Below are 16,858 nucleotides of genomic sequence, written 5' to 3' on the forward strand. Positions count from 1 at the left end.
GCGGTGATTGCGCACTAATCTGCTGACGGTTCCTACGGGGGAGGAGTGGACGCAGATGCAGCCGCTCGGAGTTGACGAGCCCACGGTCGTCGGGCCGTACCGGCTGCTCGGCCGGCTCGGTTCCGGCGGCATGGGGCGGGTGTACCTGGGGCGCAGCGCGGGCGGCCGCACGGTCGCCGTCAAGATCGTGCATCCGCACTTCGCCCTGGACGAGGAGTTCCGCGCCCGCTTCCGCCGGGAGGTCGACGCGGCCCGCCGGGTGGGCGGCGCGTGGACGGCGCCCGTCCTCGACGCCGATCCGGAGGCGCCGGTGCCGTGGGTGGCCACGGCGTACGCGGCCGGCCCTTCGCTGACCTCCGCGGTCGCGGACTCGGGCGCGCTGCCGGCCCATTCGGTACGCGCGCTGGGCGCGGGTCTGGCGGAGGCGCTGGCGGCGGTGCACGAACTGGGCCTGGTGCACCGGGACGTGAAGCCGTCGAACGTCCTGCTGACCCTGGACGGCCCCCTGCTCATCGACTTCGGCATCGCGCGGGCCATGGACGGCACCGCGTCCCTGACCTCGACCGGCGTCTCGATCGGCTCCCCGGGCTACATGTCGCCCGAGCAGATCCTCGGCAACGGGGCCACGGGAGCGGCGGACGTCTTCTCGCTGGGTGCCGTGCTGGCGTACGCGGCGACCGGTCAGCCGCCGTTCTCCGGCGACTCGTCGGCGGCGCTCCTCTACAAGGTCGTCCACGAGGAGCCCGAACTCGACTCGCTGGACGGTGAGTTGCGGGAGCTGGTGGCGGCCTGTCTGACGAAGGACCCGAGCGCCCGGCCGGCACCGGGTGAGGTAGCCCGGCGACTGGCTCCCGAGGGCGCGGCCCGCCTGGTCGCGGGCGGCTGGCTGCCGGGGCCGCTGGTGGAGCAGGTCAGCCGCGGTGCCGTGCGGCTGCTGAACCTGGAGGCGGGGGAGGACGTCTCGTCGGGGCCGGTGCGATTCAGCCTGCCTTCGGTGGGGGCGGTGGACACGACGGCCGGCGGTGCCGCGGCCGGGCGGGCCACGGCGGGGGAGTTCGGCCCGCCGCCGGTGATGGGCGGTCCCACGCCGATGTCCACGCCCCCCGCCGCCATGCCCACGCCTGTGCCGCCCGCTCCTGCGTCCGCGCCGCCCGGGGCACCCGCGGGCACGCCCGCCGTCGTACCCGAACCGCGTGACGCACCGCCCCCGCAAGATGCCGTGCCCCCGTCCGGCAAGCTCGCCGTGTCCGTCGCGGCGTCCTCGACGCCGGGGGAGGGGGGCCGTGGGCGCAGGATGAGCTGCACGGTGGCGCTGGCCGTCGCGGGCGCGCTGGCGGCCGTGACCGTGGGGTCGGTGTTCGTGTTCGAGCTGCTGCCCGGTGCGGAGAAGGACTCCGCGAGCGGGGATTCCGGAGCCGCCTCGTCGCAGATGCCCCAGCAGTCCGCCGGGCCGACCGGGGGCGCCGTGCCCGACCGCTATCTCGGCACCTGGGAGGGCAAGGGCACCGTCCTGGACGGCGCCCTGTCGGCCGGCACCTTCCGGCTCACCGTGCACAAGGCCGAGGTCGGCGACGAGGTGGGCACCCTCCGGCAGACCGACCTGCTCGGCGGTGTCTGCAACGACGTACTGACCCTCAAGAAGGCCACGGCGAAAGAGCTCGTCGTGACGTCCGTGGGCCGCAAGTCGAACCACGCCGGCTGCAACCCCACCCCGCACAGCGTCCGGATCACACCGGCCGGCGACGATCTGGTGTACCGGTCGCAGAGCGGTGACGAGGGGAATCCCGAGGCGCGGCTGTCGAAGGTCGAGCAGTGACGGACGTGTCGGCGTGAGCACAATCGCCGTGGTCGTCGTCGCCGCGCTCTGGGGCACGGCGGCGGGGCTGCTCCTGCCCCGGGCCGCCTACCGGTTCTCCGTGCCCCATGAGGAGGAGTGGCGGGAGAGCTGCCCCGGCGGACACCCGATCGCCGGGTGGATCGGCCGGGCCCGGTGCGGGCAGTGCGAGCCGGGTGCGCCGTACGGCTCCGGCGCCGCCGTGCTCGCCCCCGCCACCGCCCTCGTCTGCGCCGCCCTCGCCGCCGCCACCGGCACCCGGCCCGAGTTGGGCGTCTGGCTGCTGCTGGCGCCGGTCGGCGTGCTGCTCACGGTGGTCGACCTCCGGGTACGACGGCTGCCCGACCCGCTGACGTTCTCCCTCGCCGGGGCCGCGCTCGGGCTGCTCGGCCTGGTCGCCCTGGTCCCCGAACACGCCGGGGACTGGCCGACCGCCGTGTGGGGCGCGCTCGCGCTCGGCGCCGGGTACTTCGTGCTGCACCTGATCAACCCCGGCGGCATGGGGTTCGGCGATGTGAAGCTCGCGCTCGGGGTGGGGGCGGCGCTGGGCTGGTACGGGTGGCCGACGGTGATGCTCGGTACGTTCGCCGGGTTCCTGTTCGGGGCGCTGTACGGCTGGGGGCTCGTCGCGCTGCGGCGGGCCGGGCGCAAGTCGGCCGTCGCGTTCGGGCCGTTCCTGCTCGGCGGGGCGTTCGCGGGATTGCTGATCGGGGCGTACGCGGCCTGACGTCCGTCCGGTGAACGGCCTGGCGTACGCTGGTTCGGTCCGCTGCCAACAAGGTGGAACAGCCCACCCGTCGCCCACCACCACCCTTATTCAGAGCGCTTCGCACACGCCCCCTGATTCCTTGACGAAAGGGACGCCCCGGTGACCGAGAAGGCCGACCTTCAGTCCGTCCTCGACCGTGCCGCCGCGGGTGAGCGCATCACGCCCGACGAGGCGCTGGAGCTGTACCGCGACGCCCCGCTGCACGCGCTGGGCGCCGCCGCCGACGCCGTACGCCGCCGCCGGTACGCAGGCACCGAGCACATCGCGACGTACATCATCGAGCGCAACATCAACTACACGAACGTGTGCGTCACGGCGTGCAAGTTCTGCGCCTTCTACGCCGCCCCCAAGGACACCGCCAAGGGCTGGACCCGCGACCTGGACGACATCCTGCGGCGCTGCGCCGAGACCGTCGAACTCGGCGGCACCCAGATCATGTTCCAGGGCGGACACCACCCGGACTTCGGCGTGGAGTACTACGAGAAGCACTTCGCGGCCATCAAGAAGGACTTCCCGCAGCTCGTCATCCACAGCCTGGGGGCGAGCGAGGTCGAGCACATGGCCCGGATCTCCGGGGTGTCGGTCGAGGAGGCCATCACCCGGATCCACGAGGCCGGTCTCGACTCCTTCGCGGGCGCCGGCGCCGAGCTGCTGCCCGCGCGGCCCCGCAAGGCCATCGCGCCGCTGAAGGAGAGCGGTGAGCGCTGGCTGGAGATCATGGAGGCCGCGCACAACCTCGGTGTCGAGTCGACGTCGACCATGCTGATGGGCACCGGCGAGACCAACGCCGAGCGCATCGAGCACCTGCGCATGATCCGTGACGTCCAGGACCGCACGGGCGGCTTCCGGGCCTTCATCCCGTACACCTACCAGCCCGAGAACAACCACCTGAAGGGCCGTACGCAGGCCACGATCTTCGAGTACCTGCGGATGATCGCCATCGCGCGCCTCTTCATGGACAACATCGCCCACATCCAGGGCTCCTGGCTGACCACCGGCAAGGAGATCGGCCAGTTGTCGCTGCACTACGGCGCGGACGACCTCGGCTCGATCATGCTGGAGGAGAACGTCGTCTCCTCGGCCGGCGCCAAGCACCGCTCCAACCGGATGGAGATCATCGACCTCATCCGCAAGGCGGGCCGCGTGCCGGCGCAGCGCGCCACGACGTACGAGCACCTTGTCGTGCACGACGACCCGGCGAACGACCCGGTCGACGAGCGGGTCATGTCCCACATCTCGTCCACGGCCATCGCGGGCGGCACGGCCCACCCCGAGCTGAAGATCCTCGCCTCCAACTGACGTACTCGTGCTGACGATCCACGCGGACTCCAGGGGGCGGGCGCTCGCCGTCAAGGGCGCGTGGATCGCCGACGCGGGGCAGTTGGGCGACCTGGTCGCCGCTCATCCGGGCGCCAGGGTGCGGGAGTGGCCGGGCATCCTCACGCCCGGCCTGATCAACCTCCACGGCAACGAACTGCTGGAGGAGGCGTACCACCCCGATCCGCGCGAGGCCGACGAGCTGGGCACCGAGCCGCTGACCGGTGACGCGCTGGCGGCCCTCGCCATGGACGACGCCCGCTGGGGTGCGAGCGCCCGGCGCGGCGTGCAGCGGATGCTGGCGCACGGCACGGTCGCGGCGGCGTGCGAGGAACTGCGCAACCGCGCGGTGCGCGACGCCGTGCACCGCTCCGGCCTGGGTGTCGTGGGCCGGATCGGGCGCCCCGACGGAGTGGCGTCGCTCGACCCGTACGCCTGCGGGATGCCGGTGAACTTCGCGCAGCCGAGGGAGCAGGGCTCAGCCGCCCGGTTCGCGATGTTCGACGTCCGGGACGAGGCGGAACTGGCAGAGCGCGGTGCGGGCACGTGCGTGGCGACGGTCGTGGACGGCCGGTTGGTCTACCGCCGACGATGAGGAAACGCCCCCGCTTTTTTGGGGGCGCGGGGAACTGCGCGATCAACCACGAACCACCCGCACCCCGCGTACGACAGAAGCCCCCGAGTTCAACCCGAAAACGCTTCCGCAAACGCCCCGTCCTCCTGATCCACCCCACTGCAATTGGTCAACTCGTCATCCTCCGAGCCCTCACCGCACCGCTGATCCCGAAACGTCGCCCACATGGAAACCCACCCGATCCCCTTTCCGTCGGCGAACTCCCGCACCTGCGCCGCGTCGTCGAGCGTGAACGTCTCGTTGTCGACGTCGTTCGTGCCGAGCATCGACGTCAACGCCATCGCCTTCCAAGCGGTCGCGTCCGACGTACCGAAGATCTCCTTGAGCTGGGTGTGCGTGGCCTTCGCCGACGTGACCGCGTAGTCCCCCATGTCACCGCCGTACGACTCGCCGTAATTCATCGTCATGATGTTCACGGTGGAGACCTGAACGTCGTGCTCGTTGGCGGACTCCAGCAGCGCCACCCCGTCGTCGTCCAGTCCTGACGGCATCACCGGCAGCGTGAAGGAGACCTCCAGATCGCCGCGCTCCTTCTGGAGCAGGGCGATCGCCTCCGACCGCAGGTCCACCGAGTCGGAGTCGGTCAACTCGTCGCCCTCGACGTCGAAGTCGGCCTGCGAGGAACCCGCCGCGTCCAGCGCCTTCCCGTACGCCTCGGCCAGCTCCGAGGCGCTGTCGCAGCTCGCCGCCAACTCCTTGCCGGAGGCCCCGCCGAAGGAGACGCGGACCGAGGCGCCGCCCTGAGTGAGCCTGGAGATACGGGACTTCACGGCCGGGTCGGGCAGGGCGGTGGTGCCGTTCCACTTCGGCGTGCAGCCGCTGCCGTCCGAGATGACGAAGGCCAGGTTGTACGTCTGCGGGGAACCGCCGGAGTCGTTGGCGGAGGCCTCGGTGGCGCTGACGTAGGGCGCGTACGACGTGCCCGACGAGGCGCTTTCGGAGGGCGACGCCCCGGCCTGTGACGGCGTCGGCGGCGCCGCGTCCGCCGTACCGCCGGAACCCGCGGAGCACCCGGTGACGGCCAGCGCGAACACGCAGATGAGGCAGGCCGCCGATTTCCCTGGGTACGTATGCATGCCGGCAAATCTCTCATCATTTTGCGGCCGTAGTCCAAATTCTCAGGAAAAGGACAGGCTCAGACATTCCTCATGGGTGTCTCACATAAAAAAGGAGCCGTGGGCACATAAAGGCTCCCTAACATCCGGGGAATGCATTCCGAGCCTGCCGTCGAAAACCGCGCCGCCGAACCGTGTGCGCGCGGTCGCCGCCGCAAACGCGGCAACGGGTCCGCAGAGGGGCCCGTGTTCGTTGACAACTCAGGACGCCGCTCCAAGCTGCTGCGGCGCCTCGGCCTCCTGCTCGGCGTCGCCTGTCTCGGCTACGCGGTGGTGCTGGGCATGGCCTTCATGGGCTTCGGCACTTCGCTGACCCCGTCCCAGCTACTGCCCTTCGCGAACGGCCGGGGCGGCCCCGGCGGCACCGGCCCGGGCAACGAGCCCCAGGGCGGCATCGGCAACCCGGTCGCCCCGCCCAGCGGCACCGCGTCGACGCCACCCTCGGGCGCCCCCGCCCCGTCCGCGTCGGCCGACGCGTCCGCCAACTGACCGGAGCGCAGCACCCCTCATGACCACGACGACACCCTCACGTCGCCGCCGCCGCGCCCCCTCCCGCATCGAGCGGGTGGCCGGCAAGGCCGCGGCCCTGCAAAAACCCCGGGTCATCCTCGCCGGACTGCTGCTGCTCGCGCTGACCAGCGTCATGCTGCTCGACGGCTATCTGCGTGCCGAGGTCGGCGGCGACCAGCGGGTGCGCACCGGGGCCAGCTCCTCCGAGGTCCCCGACAAGGTCCTCGACGGCGGTCCGATCCTCACGTTCCGGGGCGGTCAGGCCACCACCGTCTCCGTGCCGGACAAGACGATCGCGCTCACCTTCGACGACGGCCCGAACCCCACCTGGACCCCGCAGGTCCTGGCGATCCTGAAGAAGTACGACATCCCCGCGACGTTCTTCGTGGTCGGCTCGATGGTCTCGCGCTACCCGTCGATCGTCGCCGACATGGTCGACGAGGGCAACGAGGTGGGCATCCACACCTTCACCCACGTCGACCTCTCCTACCAGAGCGACGCCCGCGTCAACCGCGAGATGCAGCAGACGCAGCTCGCGCTGGCGGGCGCGGCCGGCATCACGACGACGCTGTTCCGGGCGCCGTACTCATCTGAGACGGACGCCATCGACAACTACAGTTGGCCCGTCTACAAAAGGCTCGGCGAGGACGGCTACACCAGCGTCTTCGTCGACACCGACAGCGACGACTGGAAGCGGCCGGGCGTCTCGAAGATCATCGAGTGGGCCACTCCGGACGACGGCGAGGGCGCGTCCGTCCTCTTCCACGACGCGGGCGGCGAGCGGTCGCAGACGATCAAGGCGCTGCCGCGGTACATCGAGAAGATGCTGGCGAAGGGGTACACCTTCACCACGATCAGCGGCGCCATCCAGAAGGAGGAGGCGGCGGGCGGTGCCCAGGCGGGCGGCGTCCAGGCCGGCGGCCGGGCGCAGCAGGGGCAGGGCGGTCCGAACGGGCAGGTCGGCGCGGCCGGCGCGGGGTCCGGGACCTCGGACATCCAGGCCGCTCACCGTGCGGCCACCGGCGCGACCCTCTACGAGGGCAAGGCCCTGATCGGTGCGGTGGCCGTCGCCGAATGGACCGTGCCGGTGCTGTCGGCCGGCCTCCTCGTCGTCGGCGTGGCCGTCATGGGCCGCTTCGGCATGATGCTGATCCTCGCCCGGCGCCACCACCGGCAGCGCAACAGACGCCGGTTCAACTGGGGACCGCCGGTGCACCGACCGGTGAGCGTGATCGTCCCGGCGTACAACGAGAAGGAGTGCATCGCCAACACCCTCGAATCGCTGGCCAAGAGCACGCACCCCATCGAGATCATCGTCGTCGACGACGGCTCGACGGACGGCACGTCGCAGATCGCCCGCGACGCGGCCATGGAACTCGGCATGACCAACGTCCGCGTCATCCGCCAGGAGAACGCGGGCAAGCCGGCCGCGCTGAACAACGGGGTGCGCAGCGCCAGTCACGACATCGTCGTGATGATGGACGGCGACACGGTCTTCGAGCCGGACACCGTACGCCGGCTCGTGCAGCCCTTCGCCGACCCCGTGGTGGGCGCGGTCGCGGGCAACGCCAAGGTCGGCAACCGCAACACCGTGATCGGCGCCTGGCAGCACATCGAGTACGTGATGGGCTTCAACCTCGACCGGCGCATGTACGACCTGCTGCGCTGCATGCCGACCATCCCCGGCGCGATCGGCGCGTTCCGCCGCGAGGCGGTCCTTCAGGTCGGCGGCATGAGCGAGGACACCCTCGCCGAGGACACCGACATCACCATCGCGATGCACCGCGCGGGCTGGCGGGTCGTTTACCAGGAGCACGCCCGCGCGTGGACCGAGGCGCCCGGTTCGCTGGGGCAGTTGTGGTCACAGCGCTACCGGTGGTCGTACGGCACCATGCAGGCGCTGTGGAAGCACCGCAGATCGCTGACGGACAAGGGCCCTTCGGGCCGCTTCGGCCGGGTCGGCATGCCCCTCGTGGTGATCTTCCAGATCGTCACGCCGGTCTTCGCGCCGCTGATCGACGTCTTCACCGTCTACTCGATGATCTTCGTCGACTTCCGCGCGGCCCTGCTGGCCTGGCTCGCGGTGCTGGCGGTGCAGTTGCTGTGCGCGGCGTACGCCTTCCGCCTGGACCGCGAGAAGTGCCGCTACCTGCTGATGATGCCGCTCCAGCAGCTCGCCTACCGCCAGATGATGTACCTCGTCCTGATCCACTCCTGCATCACGGCGATGACGGGCGGCCGGCTGCGCTGGCAGAAGCTCAAGCGCACCGGTGAGGTCGGAACGCCGGCGGGGGTGAGGTGAGCCGATGAGCTGGGAGCCGCAGCCGGAACGTCAGCAGCCGGAGTACCCGCAGCAGCCGTATCAGCAGCCGGGGTATCCGCCGCCGTACCAGCAGCAGGGGCACCAGCAGGGGTACGGTCAGGGGTACGGGTACCCGGGTTACCCACAGCAGCCGTATCCCCAGGGGTACGCCGACCACGGACAGGGAGCGGCGCAGGTGGCCGCGCCCTTGCCGGTGGTGGAGCAGGAACCGGCGCCGGAGCCCGCGGCTTCGGCACCTTCCGCAGCCGCCGAGGCGGAGGAGGAGAAGCCTCCGCCTCGGCCCCCGGGCCGCGACCGCTACTTCGACGCCCTGCGTGCCGTCGCCCTGATCCGCGTGGTCGCCTACCACACCTTCGGCTGGGCCTGGGCAGGCATGGTCTTCCCCTCGATGGGGATCATGTTCGCCCTGGCCGGCACCCTCATGGCGAAGTCCCTGGAGCACCCCGCGCCGCAGGTGGTGCGCGGCCGGCTGCGCCGGCTGCTGCCGCCCTTCTGGTTCTGGGGCTTCTTCGTGGTCGTGGCGATGCTCGTCCACGACTGGATGCCGGGATGGCAGATCGTCTACTGGATCGTGCCGCTGGGCGACCCGCCGGGCAACGCGTGGGCCGAGCAGGCCTGGGAGATCCTCTGGTATCTGCGGACGTATCTGTGGTTCGTCCTGCTGTCGCCGCTGCTGCTGCGCGTGTTCCGCCTGGCTCCGGTGGCGGTGCTGCTGCTCTCGCTCGCGCCGATCGTCGTCCTCCGCATCGCCTGGGAGCCCCCCGACGACCGCTTCGGCAGCGCGCTGACCGACCTGGCCACCTTCCTGTTCTGCTGGATCCTCGGCTTCGCGCACCGCGACGGTGTGCTCGCCCGGCTGAGGCCGTTCGCGGTTGCCGCCCTGTCGCTCGCGGCCATCGGCTTCGGCGGCTGGTACGCCTTCACGCACCAGGCCGAGACCGGCTCGTACGACCTGGACGACATCCCGCTCGCGCAGGCCCTCTGGTCGGCCGGGTGCGTGACACTCCTGATGTGGGCGAAGTCGTACTTCGGGATCGACTTCGCCCGGCTGACCCGCTTCCGCCGCCTCGACCGCCTCGTCACGATCTTCAACGCCCGTGCCGTGACGATCTACCTCTGGCACGAGATCGCCCTGATCCTCGCCGTCCCGCTGATCGACCGGTTCTGGAACGTGCCCGCGTTCGAGGCGTACCTGCCGCTGGAGAGCCAGTGGTTCATGTTCGGCGTCGGCTGGATCCTGATCGCCGTCTTCGTGCTGCTGTGCGGGTGGGTGGAGGACGTGGCCGGGAAGAAGAAGCCGAAGCTCCTCCCGGGAGGCCGTACTGCGAGCCCGTGCGGCCGTACTGCCACAATGGGCCCGTGACCCGCGCATCCCTGGACAAGCAGCCGCACGAAGTCGCCTCGATGTTCGACAACGTGGCGGAACGGTACGACCTGACCAACGACGTGCTGTCGCTCGGCCAGGACCGCAGATGGCGCAAGGAGGTCGCGAAGGCCGTCGACGCCCGCCCGGCGCAGAAGATCCTCGACCTGGCCGCCGGCACGGCCACCTCCTCGCTGCCGTTCGCGCAGACCGGTGCCTACGTCGTCCCGTGCGACTTCTCGCTCGGGATGCTCCAGGTCGGCAAGCGCAAGCACACCTGGCTGCCGTTCACGGCGGGCGACGCGACGAGGCTGCCGTTCAAGGACGACACCTTCGACGCCGTGACGATCTCCTTCGGGCTGCGCAACGTCCAGGACTTCGACGCCGCGCTGCGTGAGATGTACCGGGTGACGCGGCCCGGCGGCAGGGTCGTCATCTGCGAGTTCTCGCACCCGACCTGGGCGCCGTTCCGCACCGTCTACACCGAGTACCTGATGCGCGCCCTGCCGCCGGTCGCGCGCTCGGTGTCCTCGAACCCCGACGCGTACGTCTATCTCGCCGAGTCCATCCGTGCCTGGCCCGACCAGCCGGCCCTGGCGGAGCGCCTGCGCAAGGCGGGCTGGTCGAAGGTGGCGTGGCGGAACCTGACGGGCGGGGTCGTGGCCCTGCACCGGGGTTTCAAGCAGAGCTGAGCGCCGGGCTCAGGCTGAGCTGACCACCGGGTACGAGTCCTCTCCGGGCTCGTCCAGCTCGCGTTGCAGTCCGCCCGAGGGCGGTCGCGGTATGCGTGGCTCGCGTATGCCTCCGCCGCCCTCGCCCTCGCCGAAGTCGAACCAGATGTAGACCATCGAGTCCCGCGGCACCTCGGCTCCGGGCTGGGGATACTGGCGTACGACGTAGTCGACGACGGTGAGGTGGAAGTCCGGCCGGTCCGGTGCGTTGAGGACAAGGCCGTGCGACTTCGCTGCCTCGCGCGCGTCCATGGCCATCAGTCCGACGAGTTTCGGAACTCGCACCTCGGGCGTTTTGGGTGTTATGCGCACAGATGTCACCCCCAGCGGTACTGGAAGGGTAACCGCCCGGGGTGTCGTCCGGAAGCTTCAAGTATCTTTCTGTAGCAGTCGATTACTCACCGTGATGAATCCGGAATCGGGGCTCTCGGTTCGGAGGTCACAGATCGAGCCGGTAGCAGTGCGCCGTCCGCCCGGCGTCCGGGGCGGTGAACTCCTCGGCGAGCCGCATGCCCAGCCGCCGGGTCACCGCGATCGACCGCGTGTTGCCCGCGTCGACCATGGCCACCACGTCCGGCACCCCGGCCGCCCGGACCCGCTCCAGCGTCAACTGCGCGGCGGCGGTGACGTACCCCTGTCCCCAGTGCTCCCGCCCGAGCCGCCAGCCGATCTCTATCTCGCCCGTCGGACCCCACGGCCGCTCCCACGGCTGGGCGCCCGTGAAACCGAGGACCCGCTCGTGCTCGTCGAGCACGGTCCACAGACAGAACCCCCGCTCGGCGTCGTGCCGGCGCTGGCGGGCGGTGAGCTCCTCGTAGGCGGACAGTTCGGCGGCCCTGCCACCGTGGAACTCCATGACGTCCGGGTGGGCGAAGACCCGATGCCAGGCGACCGCGTCCTCGTCGGTGGGCACACGCAGCCGTACTACGGGGAGAGCTCGGTTCACAGGGCAGCCCTTCAGCCGGGTGATCAATTCTGCTGAATAGACTGCCCATGTCCAGTGCCGGTCGGCACGCAGATTTCGAACCCCTGGGGAGATCCAGCCGTGACCGTCGTGACCGAGCCCCACTCCTCCCCTCTCTCCGAGAACACCGCCGATGTGATCGTCGTGGGCGCGGGGCCGGCCGGCTCCGCGACGGCGTACCACCTGGCCAAGTCCGGCCTCGACGTACTCCTGCTGGAGAAGACCGAGTTCCCGAGGGAGAAGGTCTGCGGCGACGGCCTCACGCCGCGCGCCACGAAACAGCTCGTGGCCATGGGCATCGACATCTCCGAGGAGGCCGGCTGGCTGCGCAACAAGGGGCTGCGCATCATCGGCGGCGGGGTCCGCCTCCAGCTCGACTGGCCGGATCTCGCCTCCTTCCCCGACTACGGCCTCGTGCGCAAGCGCGACGACTTCGACGAACAGCTCGCCCGCCAGGCCCAGAAGGCCGGCGCCCGGCTCTACGAGCGCTGCAACGTCGGCGCCCCGATCATCGACGACCGCACCGGCCGGATCACCGGCGTCAACGCCAAGCTCGGCGAGGACAAGCGCGAGGTCACCTTCCACGCGCCTCTCGTGGTCGCCGCCGACGGCAACTCCACCCGCCTCTCCCTCGCGATGGGCCTGCACCGCCGCGAGGACCGCCCGATGGGCGTGGCCGTACGGACGTACTTCGAAAGCCCCCGCCACGAGGACGACTACCTGGAGTCCTGGCTGGAGCTGTGGGACCGCCGCGGCCCGGGCGAGGACCGCCTCCTGCCCGGCTACGGCTGGATCTTCGGCATGGGCGACGGCACCTCGAACGTCGGCCTGGGTGTGCTCAACACCTCCGACTCCTTCAAGGAGCTGGACTGGCGCGAGGTCCTGAAGGCCTGGTGCGCCTCCATGCCGGAGGACTGGGGCTACACGCCGGAGAACATGACCGGCCCGATCCGCGGCGCCGCGCTCCCGATGGCCTTCAACCGCCAGCCGCACTACACCAAGGGCCTGCTGCTGGTCGGCGACGCCGGCGGCCTGGTGAACCCCTTCAACGGCGAGGGCATCGCCTACGCCATGGAGTCCGGCCAGATCGCCGCCGACGTCATCGTCCAGGCCCACGCCCGCCCGACGGCCGCGAGCCGTGAACTCGCCCTCCAGCGCTACCCGCGTGTCCTGAAGGACACCTACGGCGGCTACTACACGCTGGGCCGCGCCTTCGTGAAGCTCATCGGCAACCCGAAGGTCATGAAGATCGCGGCCCAGCGCGGCCTGACCCACCCGATGCTGATGAAGTTCACGCTGAAGCTGCTCGCGAACCTCACGGACCCGACCGGCGGCGACGCGATGGACCGCATCATCAACGGCCTCAGCAAGGTGGCGCCGAAGGCCTAGTCACACGGCTGCGGCTGTGTGTGGGGCAGGGCTCAGCCGGCCGACCGGGCCCGGCCGAGGGCCTCGACGTTGGCGGCCCGGCGCGCGAACACCTCGTCGCGCCGGTCCGCCACCTGCCGCAGCGCGTCCTTGCGCTCCCGGTCGGACAGCCGGTCCAGATAGACCTGCCCATTGCAGTGATCGGCCTCGTGCGCGAGACAGCGGGCGAAGTACCCGGTGCCCTCGATCACGAGCGGCTCGCCGTCCTTGTCGAACCCGCGCACCACGGCCCGGTCCGGACGCGGTACGTCCATCACGGCGCCCGGCACCGACAGACAGCCCTCCGAGTCGTCGAGGAGCCGCCGCTCCGAGGCGCCCAGCGGCTCCAGCACCGGATTGACGATGTGCCCGACATGCCGGGCCCCGTCGTCGTCCGGGCAGTCGTACACGAACAGCCGTGCATCGACGCCGACTTGGTTCGCCGCCAGCCCCGCCCCGTCGGCGATGTACATCGTCAGGAACATGTCGTCGATGAGCGCGGCGAGATCGGGCCCGAACTCGGTCACGTCCCGGCACGGCTTGTGCAGCACCTCCTCGCCCACCTCGGTGATCCGCCGCACCGATCCACGCCGGGCCTCGGGCGCGAGCGGCGGATACGACTCCACGGGCCTGCCTTGCACGAAAACGCTGGGCATCGTCGTTCTCCCTTTCCGTCCTACTGCTGTCGCGGGTTGTGAGGATGCTGTGGCCGGGCGCGAAACCGCCTTCCGGCCTGCGCGGACCCTCCCTACCCTCCGGGTCTCATGACAACAGAACACGCGCACGAGCCCCAGGAGCAGACAGGCCACACACCGTCCGGCCACACCCGCAGACGCTTCCTGGCCGGCGCAGGCTCGGTGGCCGGCGCCGTCGCCTTATGGCCCGCCGGCACCGCCCGGGCCGCCACGGGCAAACGCGTCGCCGTCCTCGGCGGCGGAGTCTCCGGCCTGAGCGCCGCCCACGAACTCGCCGAACGCGGCTACGCCGTCACCGTCTACGAGTACTACGACGCCCTCGGCGGCAAGGCCCGCTCGATGCCCGTCCCGGGAACGGCGGCCGGCGGCCGCGCCGACCTCCCCGCGGAACACGGCTTCCGCTTCTTCCCCGGCTTCTACCGGAACCTGCCGGAGACCATGCGCCGCATCCCCGTCCCCGGCAACGCGCACGGCGTCCACGACAACCTCGTCAGCGGCACCGAGGCCCTGTTCGCCCGCTCCGGCGGCCGGGCCGACCTGCACTTCCCGCTGCGCCGCGCCACCACCCCGCCGCGCCCCGGCGACCTCACCCTCACCTGGATCCGCGACCAGCTCCTGTCGGTGCTGGACCTCGGCACCCGCCTGCCCGCCCACGAGGCCGCCTACTTCGCCGACCGCCTCCTGGTCCACCTCACGAGCTGCGACGCCCGCCGCGAGGAACAGTGGGAGAAGGTCTCGTGGTGGGACTTCATCCGCGCCGAGGAGATGAGCGAGGAGTACCGCACCGTCCTCGGCATCGGCCAGACCCGCAACCTCGTCGCCACGCGCGCGGAGGTCGCCTCCACCCGGACCGTCGGCCGCGTCATCATCGAGGCCCTGCTCCTGTGGGGCCTGCTCGGCCGTGGCATGGACGGCGACGCGGACATCGACCGCGTCCTGAACGCCCCCACGAGCGAGGCCTGGATCGATCCGTGGGAGGCCCACCTGCGCTCCCTCGGCGTCGAGTTCGACCTCGGCACCCAGGTCCGCGAGGTCCAGTACGCCGCCGGCCGGGTGAGCGGGGTCCGCGTCTCGGCCCGCGACGGCGGCGACGAACGTACCGTCACCGCCGACCACTACATCTCCGCTCTCCCCGTCGAGCACGCGCGCGGTACCTGGGGTCCCGCCCTGCGCGCCGCCGACCCGCAGCTCGCGCGCTGCGACGCCCTCCAGGCCGACTGGATGACCGGCGTGATGTTCTACCTCCGCACACCCACCCCGGTCGTGCACGGCCACATCAACTGCCTCGACTCACCCTGGTCGGTGACCGGCGTCGGCCAGGCCCAGTTCTGGGCGGGACGGGACTTCTCCCGCGACTACGGCGACGGACGCGCCCTGGACTGCCTCTCCGCCATCATCTCGGAGTGGGACAAGCCGGGCATCCTGTACGGCAAGACGGCCAAGGAGTGCACCAAGGAGGAGGTCGTCGCCGAACTCTGGGCGCAGTTGAAGGCCGGCCTCAACGACGCCGGCAAGACGGTGCTGCGGGACGAGGACCGCCTCGGCTGGTTCATGGACCCGGCGGTGACGGGTCTGGGCGGCCCTGACCCGCAGAACCGCGAACAGCTCCTCATCCACCCCACGGGCACGCTCTACAACCGCCCCACGGCCCGCACGAGGGTCCCGAACTTCTTCCTCGCCGGCGACTACGTCCGCACGGACGTCGACCTCGCGACGATGGAGGGCGCCAACGAGTCGGCCCGCCTCGCGGTCAACGCGCTCCTGGACGCGGACAATTCGGACGCCGAGCGCTGTGAGATCTGGGAGCTGTACCGGCCCCCGGAGATGGAGCCCCTCAAGCGGATCGACGAGGTGCGCTACAGGCTGGGCCTGCCCAACACGTTCGACCTCGGATAGACGCCGGGGGCTTGAGGGATGACGGAGGGGCCGCTGCCCCCGAGCGGCTGCGGCCCCTTCCGTACGCCTGTTGTACGGCTCGCGTCAGAGCACGCGCACCGCACCCGACGCCGGGTAGCCGGACAGGTCCTGGATGACGACGCCCTTGGAGGGGTTGGCCGCGTCCAGGTACTGGCCGTTACCGATGTACACGCCCACATGGTAAGCGGAACCCTTGCCGCCCCAGTAGAGGATGTCGCCGACCTGCACCTGCGAGAGCGGGATGTCGGTGCCGGACATCGACTGGTCCTGCGAGACCCGCGGCAGGTCCACGCCCACCTGCTTGTACGCGGCCTGGACCAGGCTGGAGCAGTCCCACGCGTTGGGGCCGGTGGCACCCAGGACGTACGCGTCGCCAAGCTGCGCCTTGAGGAAGGCGATGACCGTGCCCACGCTGCCGCTCGCGGGAGCGGACACGTCCGTGCTGGTGCTCGCGGAGGCGGACAGGGTGGTCCGCTCGGCGCTGCGCGAGGCGGCTTCCTCGGCGGCGGCCCTGCGGGCCTCCTCGGCCTTCTTCTTCGCCTCGGCCTTCTTCTTGGCCTCCGCGAGGTCCTTCTTGGCCTCCTTGGCGGCCGCGGCGGCTGCCGCGTCACGCTCGGCGTCGAGCTCGTAGTTCGCCGCCGCCAGTTGCGTGGCGTCGGCGGACTGGGCGAGCTGGTCCGCCAGGTCACCCGTGAGGGTGGGCAGTTCGATGGTCTGCGTCACCGGCTCGGCGGCGTTCGCCGTGGCCGCTGCGCCTGCCGCTGCCATGCTGAGGACGCCACCGGCAACTCCGGCGCGCATCGCGATGGTCGACGACGCGGTGCGGCGGGGTTTCCGGTGGCTACGTATGTGAGCGGTGTGGGACATGAGAACAACGGGTACCAGGGGCTCCTCCATACCTTCAAGAAACGTGGGCTGCGCCACAGTTGTTCAATCGGCGGCCCGAAATTCTCCCGGGTCACCCTTTATTGACGCCGTAACGGACATTGCGGGCGCTCGTCTTCTGCCCGTGATCACGGTCTTTCATCATTAAGTCCGAATTGCTCTTCGCCTACCACCTGTTGGGACCGGTGGCCAAGCCCGGTTCTCAGAGGTCTCTCATCGATGTGGCGGAGGTCACGCAACGGTTACGACCCCGTGGGCGTCTGGTGCGCGAATCGCGACCGCCGTCGCTCGTGAACGCGTGCACGCGTCCACATCTGCTCCCGGCTCTCCCTCTGATGTGTGAACGGGTCCTCTACCAAGTCATCCGGTCCAGCACCAATTTGCATGCAAGAGA

15 protein-coding genes are annotated in these 16,858 nt (G+C 70.6%); 10 read left to right on the forward strand and 5 right to left on the reverse strand.

The window, feature by feature from the left end; genetic code table 11:
• The first annotated feature begins 55 nt into the window (after positions 1 to 55).
• The 4 genes from ACZ69Q_RS42435 (at position 56) to ACZ69Q_RS42450 (ending at position 4,515) form a co-directional block, all read left to right on the forward strand.
• Positions 56 to 1,816, forward strand: coding sequence for a serine/threonine-protein kinase (locus ACZ69Q_RS42435; protein ID WP_471053478.1), 1,761 nt, complete (start codon positions 56 to 58; stop codon positions 1,814 to 1,816).
• Between the two features lie 13 nt (positions 1,817 to 1,829).
• Positions 1,830 to 2,561 carry a prepilin peptidase gene (locus tag ACZ69Q_RS42440; protein WP_471053481.1) on the forward strand — a complete coding sequence of 244 codons (732 nt, stop codon included), beginning with the start codon at positions 1,830 to 1,832 and terminating at the stop codon, positions 2,559 to 2,561.
• A 141-nt stretch (positions 2,562 to 2,702) separates the two neighbouring features.
• Positions 2,703 to 3,902, forward strand: coding sequence for a cyclic dehypoxanthinyl futalosine synthase (gene mqnC, locus ACZ69Q_RS42445; protein WP_471053484.1), 1,200 nt, complete (start codon positions 2,703 to 2,705; stop codon positions 3,900 to 3,902).
• Between the two features lie 7 nt (positions 3,903 to 3,909).
• Positions 3,910 to 4,515, forward strand: coding sequence for a hypothetical protein (locus ACZ69Q_RS42450; protein ID WP_471053487.1), 606 nt, complete (start codon positions 3,910 to 3,912; stop codon positions 4,513 to 4,515).
• Between the two features lie 89 nt (positions 4,516 to 4,604).
• Here ACZ69Q_RS42450 and ACZ69Q_RS42455 read toward each other — a convergent pair whose 3' ends face one another.
• On the reverse strand, positions 4,605 to 5,630 hold the full coding sequence (locus tag ACZ69Q_RS42455) for a chitinase (protein ID WP_471053488.1): 1,026 nt from the start codon (positions 5,628 to 5,630) through the stop codon (positions 4,605 to 4,607).
• Between the two features lie 225 nt (positions 5,631 to 5,855).
• Between ACZ69Q_RS42455 and ACZ69Q_RS42460 the strand changes: the two genes are divergently transcribed.
• The 4 genes from ACZ69Q_RS42460 to ACZ69Q_RS42475 are packed head-to-tail and all read left to right on the forward strand — an operon-like array spanning position 5,856 to position 10,557.
• Positions 5,856 to 6,158, forward strand: coding sequence for a hypothetical protein (locus ACZ69Q_RS42460; protein WP_471053491.1), 303 nt, complete (start codon positions 5,856 to 5,858; stop codon positions 6,156 to 6,158).
• A gap of 19 nt (positions 6,159 to 6,177) precedes the next feature.
• Positions 6,178 to 8,481, forward strand: coding sequence for a bifunctional polysaccharide deacetylase/glycosyltransferase family 2 protein (locus ACZ69Q_RS42465; RefSeq protein WP_471053494.1), 2,304 nt, complete (start codon positions 6,178 to 6,180; stop codon positions 8,479 to 8,481).
• Positions 8,482 to 8,485: 4 nt separating this feature from the next.
• On the forward strand, positions 8,486 to 9,865 hold the full coding sequence (locus tag ACZ69Q_RS42470; protein WP_471053496.1) for an acyltransferase family protein: 1,380 nt from the start codon (positions 8,486 to 8,488) through the stop codon (positions 9,863 to 9,865).
• Complete coding sequence (locus tag ACZ69Q_RS42475; protein WP_471053498.1) at positions 9,862 to 10,557, forward strand: demethylmenaquinone methyltransferase; 696 nt, start codon at positions 9,862 to 9,864, stop codon at positions 10,555 to 10,557. Before ACZ69Q_RS42470 ends, ACZ69Q_RS42475 begins: the two co-directional genes overlap by 4 nt.
• Positions 10,558 to 10,566: 9 nt before the next feature.
• Here the strand turns inward: ACZ69Q_RS42475 and ACZ69Q_RS42480 are convergent, their stop codons facing one another.
• Both ACZ69Q_RS42480 and ACZ69Q_RS42485 read right to left on the reverse strand, forming a co-directional pair.
• The gene (locus tag ACZ69Q_RS42480) at positions 10,567 to 10,881 is read right to left on the reverse strand and encodes a PASTA domain-containing protein (protein ID WP_471053501.1); all 315 of its coding nucleotides are present in this window, start codon (positions 10,879 to 10,881) and stop codon (positions 10,567 to 10,569) included.
• Between the two features lie 154 nt (positions 10,882 to 11,035).
• The gene (locus tag ACZ69Q_RS42485; RefSeq protein ID WP_471053503.1) at positions 11,036 to 11,569 is read right to left on the reverse strand and encodes a GNAT family N-acetyltransferase; all 534 of its coding nucleotides are present in this window, start codon (positions 11,567 to 11,569) and stop codon (positions 11,036 to 11,038) included.
• Positions 11,570 to 11,641: 72 nt separating this feature from the next.
• Here ACZ69Q_RS42485 and ACZ69Q_RS42490 point away from each other — a divergent pair, with 72 nt between their 5' ends.
• Complete coding sequence (locus ACZ69Q_RS42490; RefSeq protein ID WP_471053506.1) at positions 11,642 to 12,949, forward strand: geranylgeranyl reductase family protein; 1,308 nt, start codon at positions 11,642 to 11,644, stop codon at positions 12,947 to 12,949.
• A 32-nt stretch (positions 12,950 to 12,981) separates the two neighbouring features.
• Here ACZ69Q_RS42490 and def read toward each other — a convergent pair whose 3' ends face one another.
• Positions 12,982 to 13,623, reverse strand: a complete 642-nt coding sequence (def, locus tag ACZ69Q_RS42495) for a peptide deformylase (protein WP_471053509.1) — start codon at positions 13,621 to 13,623, stop codon at positions 12,982 to 12,984.
• 108 nt (positions 13,624 to 13,731) lie between these two features.
• Here def and ACZ69Q_RS42500 point away from each other — a divergent pair, with 108 nt between their 5' ends.
• On the forward strand, positions 13,732 to 15,558 hold the full coding sequence (locus tag ACZ69Q_RS42500) for a hydroxysqualene dehydroxylase (protein WP_471053511.1): 1,827 nt from the start codon (positions 13,732 to 13,734) through the stop codon (positions 15,556 to 15,558).
• A gap of 84 nt (positions 15,559 to 15,642) precedes the next feature.
• On the opposite strand, the gene ACZ69Q_RS42505 is transcribed toward ACZ69Q_RS42500, so the two are convergent.
• The gene (locus ACZ69Q_RS42505; protein ID WP_471053513.1) at positions 15,643 to 16,476 is read right to left on the reverse strand and encodes a C40 family peptidase; all 834 of its coding nucleotides are present in this window, start codon (positions 16,474 to 16,476) and stop codon (positions 15,643 to 15,645) included.
• Between the last annotated feature and the right edge of the window lie 382 nt (positions 16,477 to 16,858).

The organism is Streptomyces sp. NPDC036764 (genome assembly GCF_055609385.1).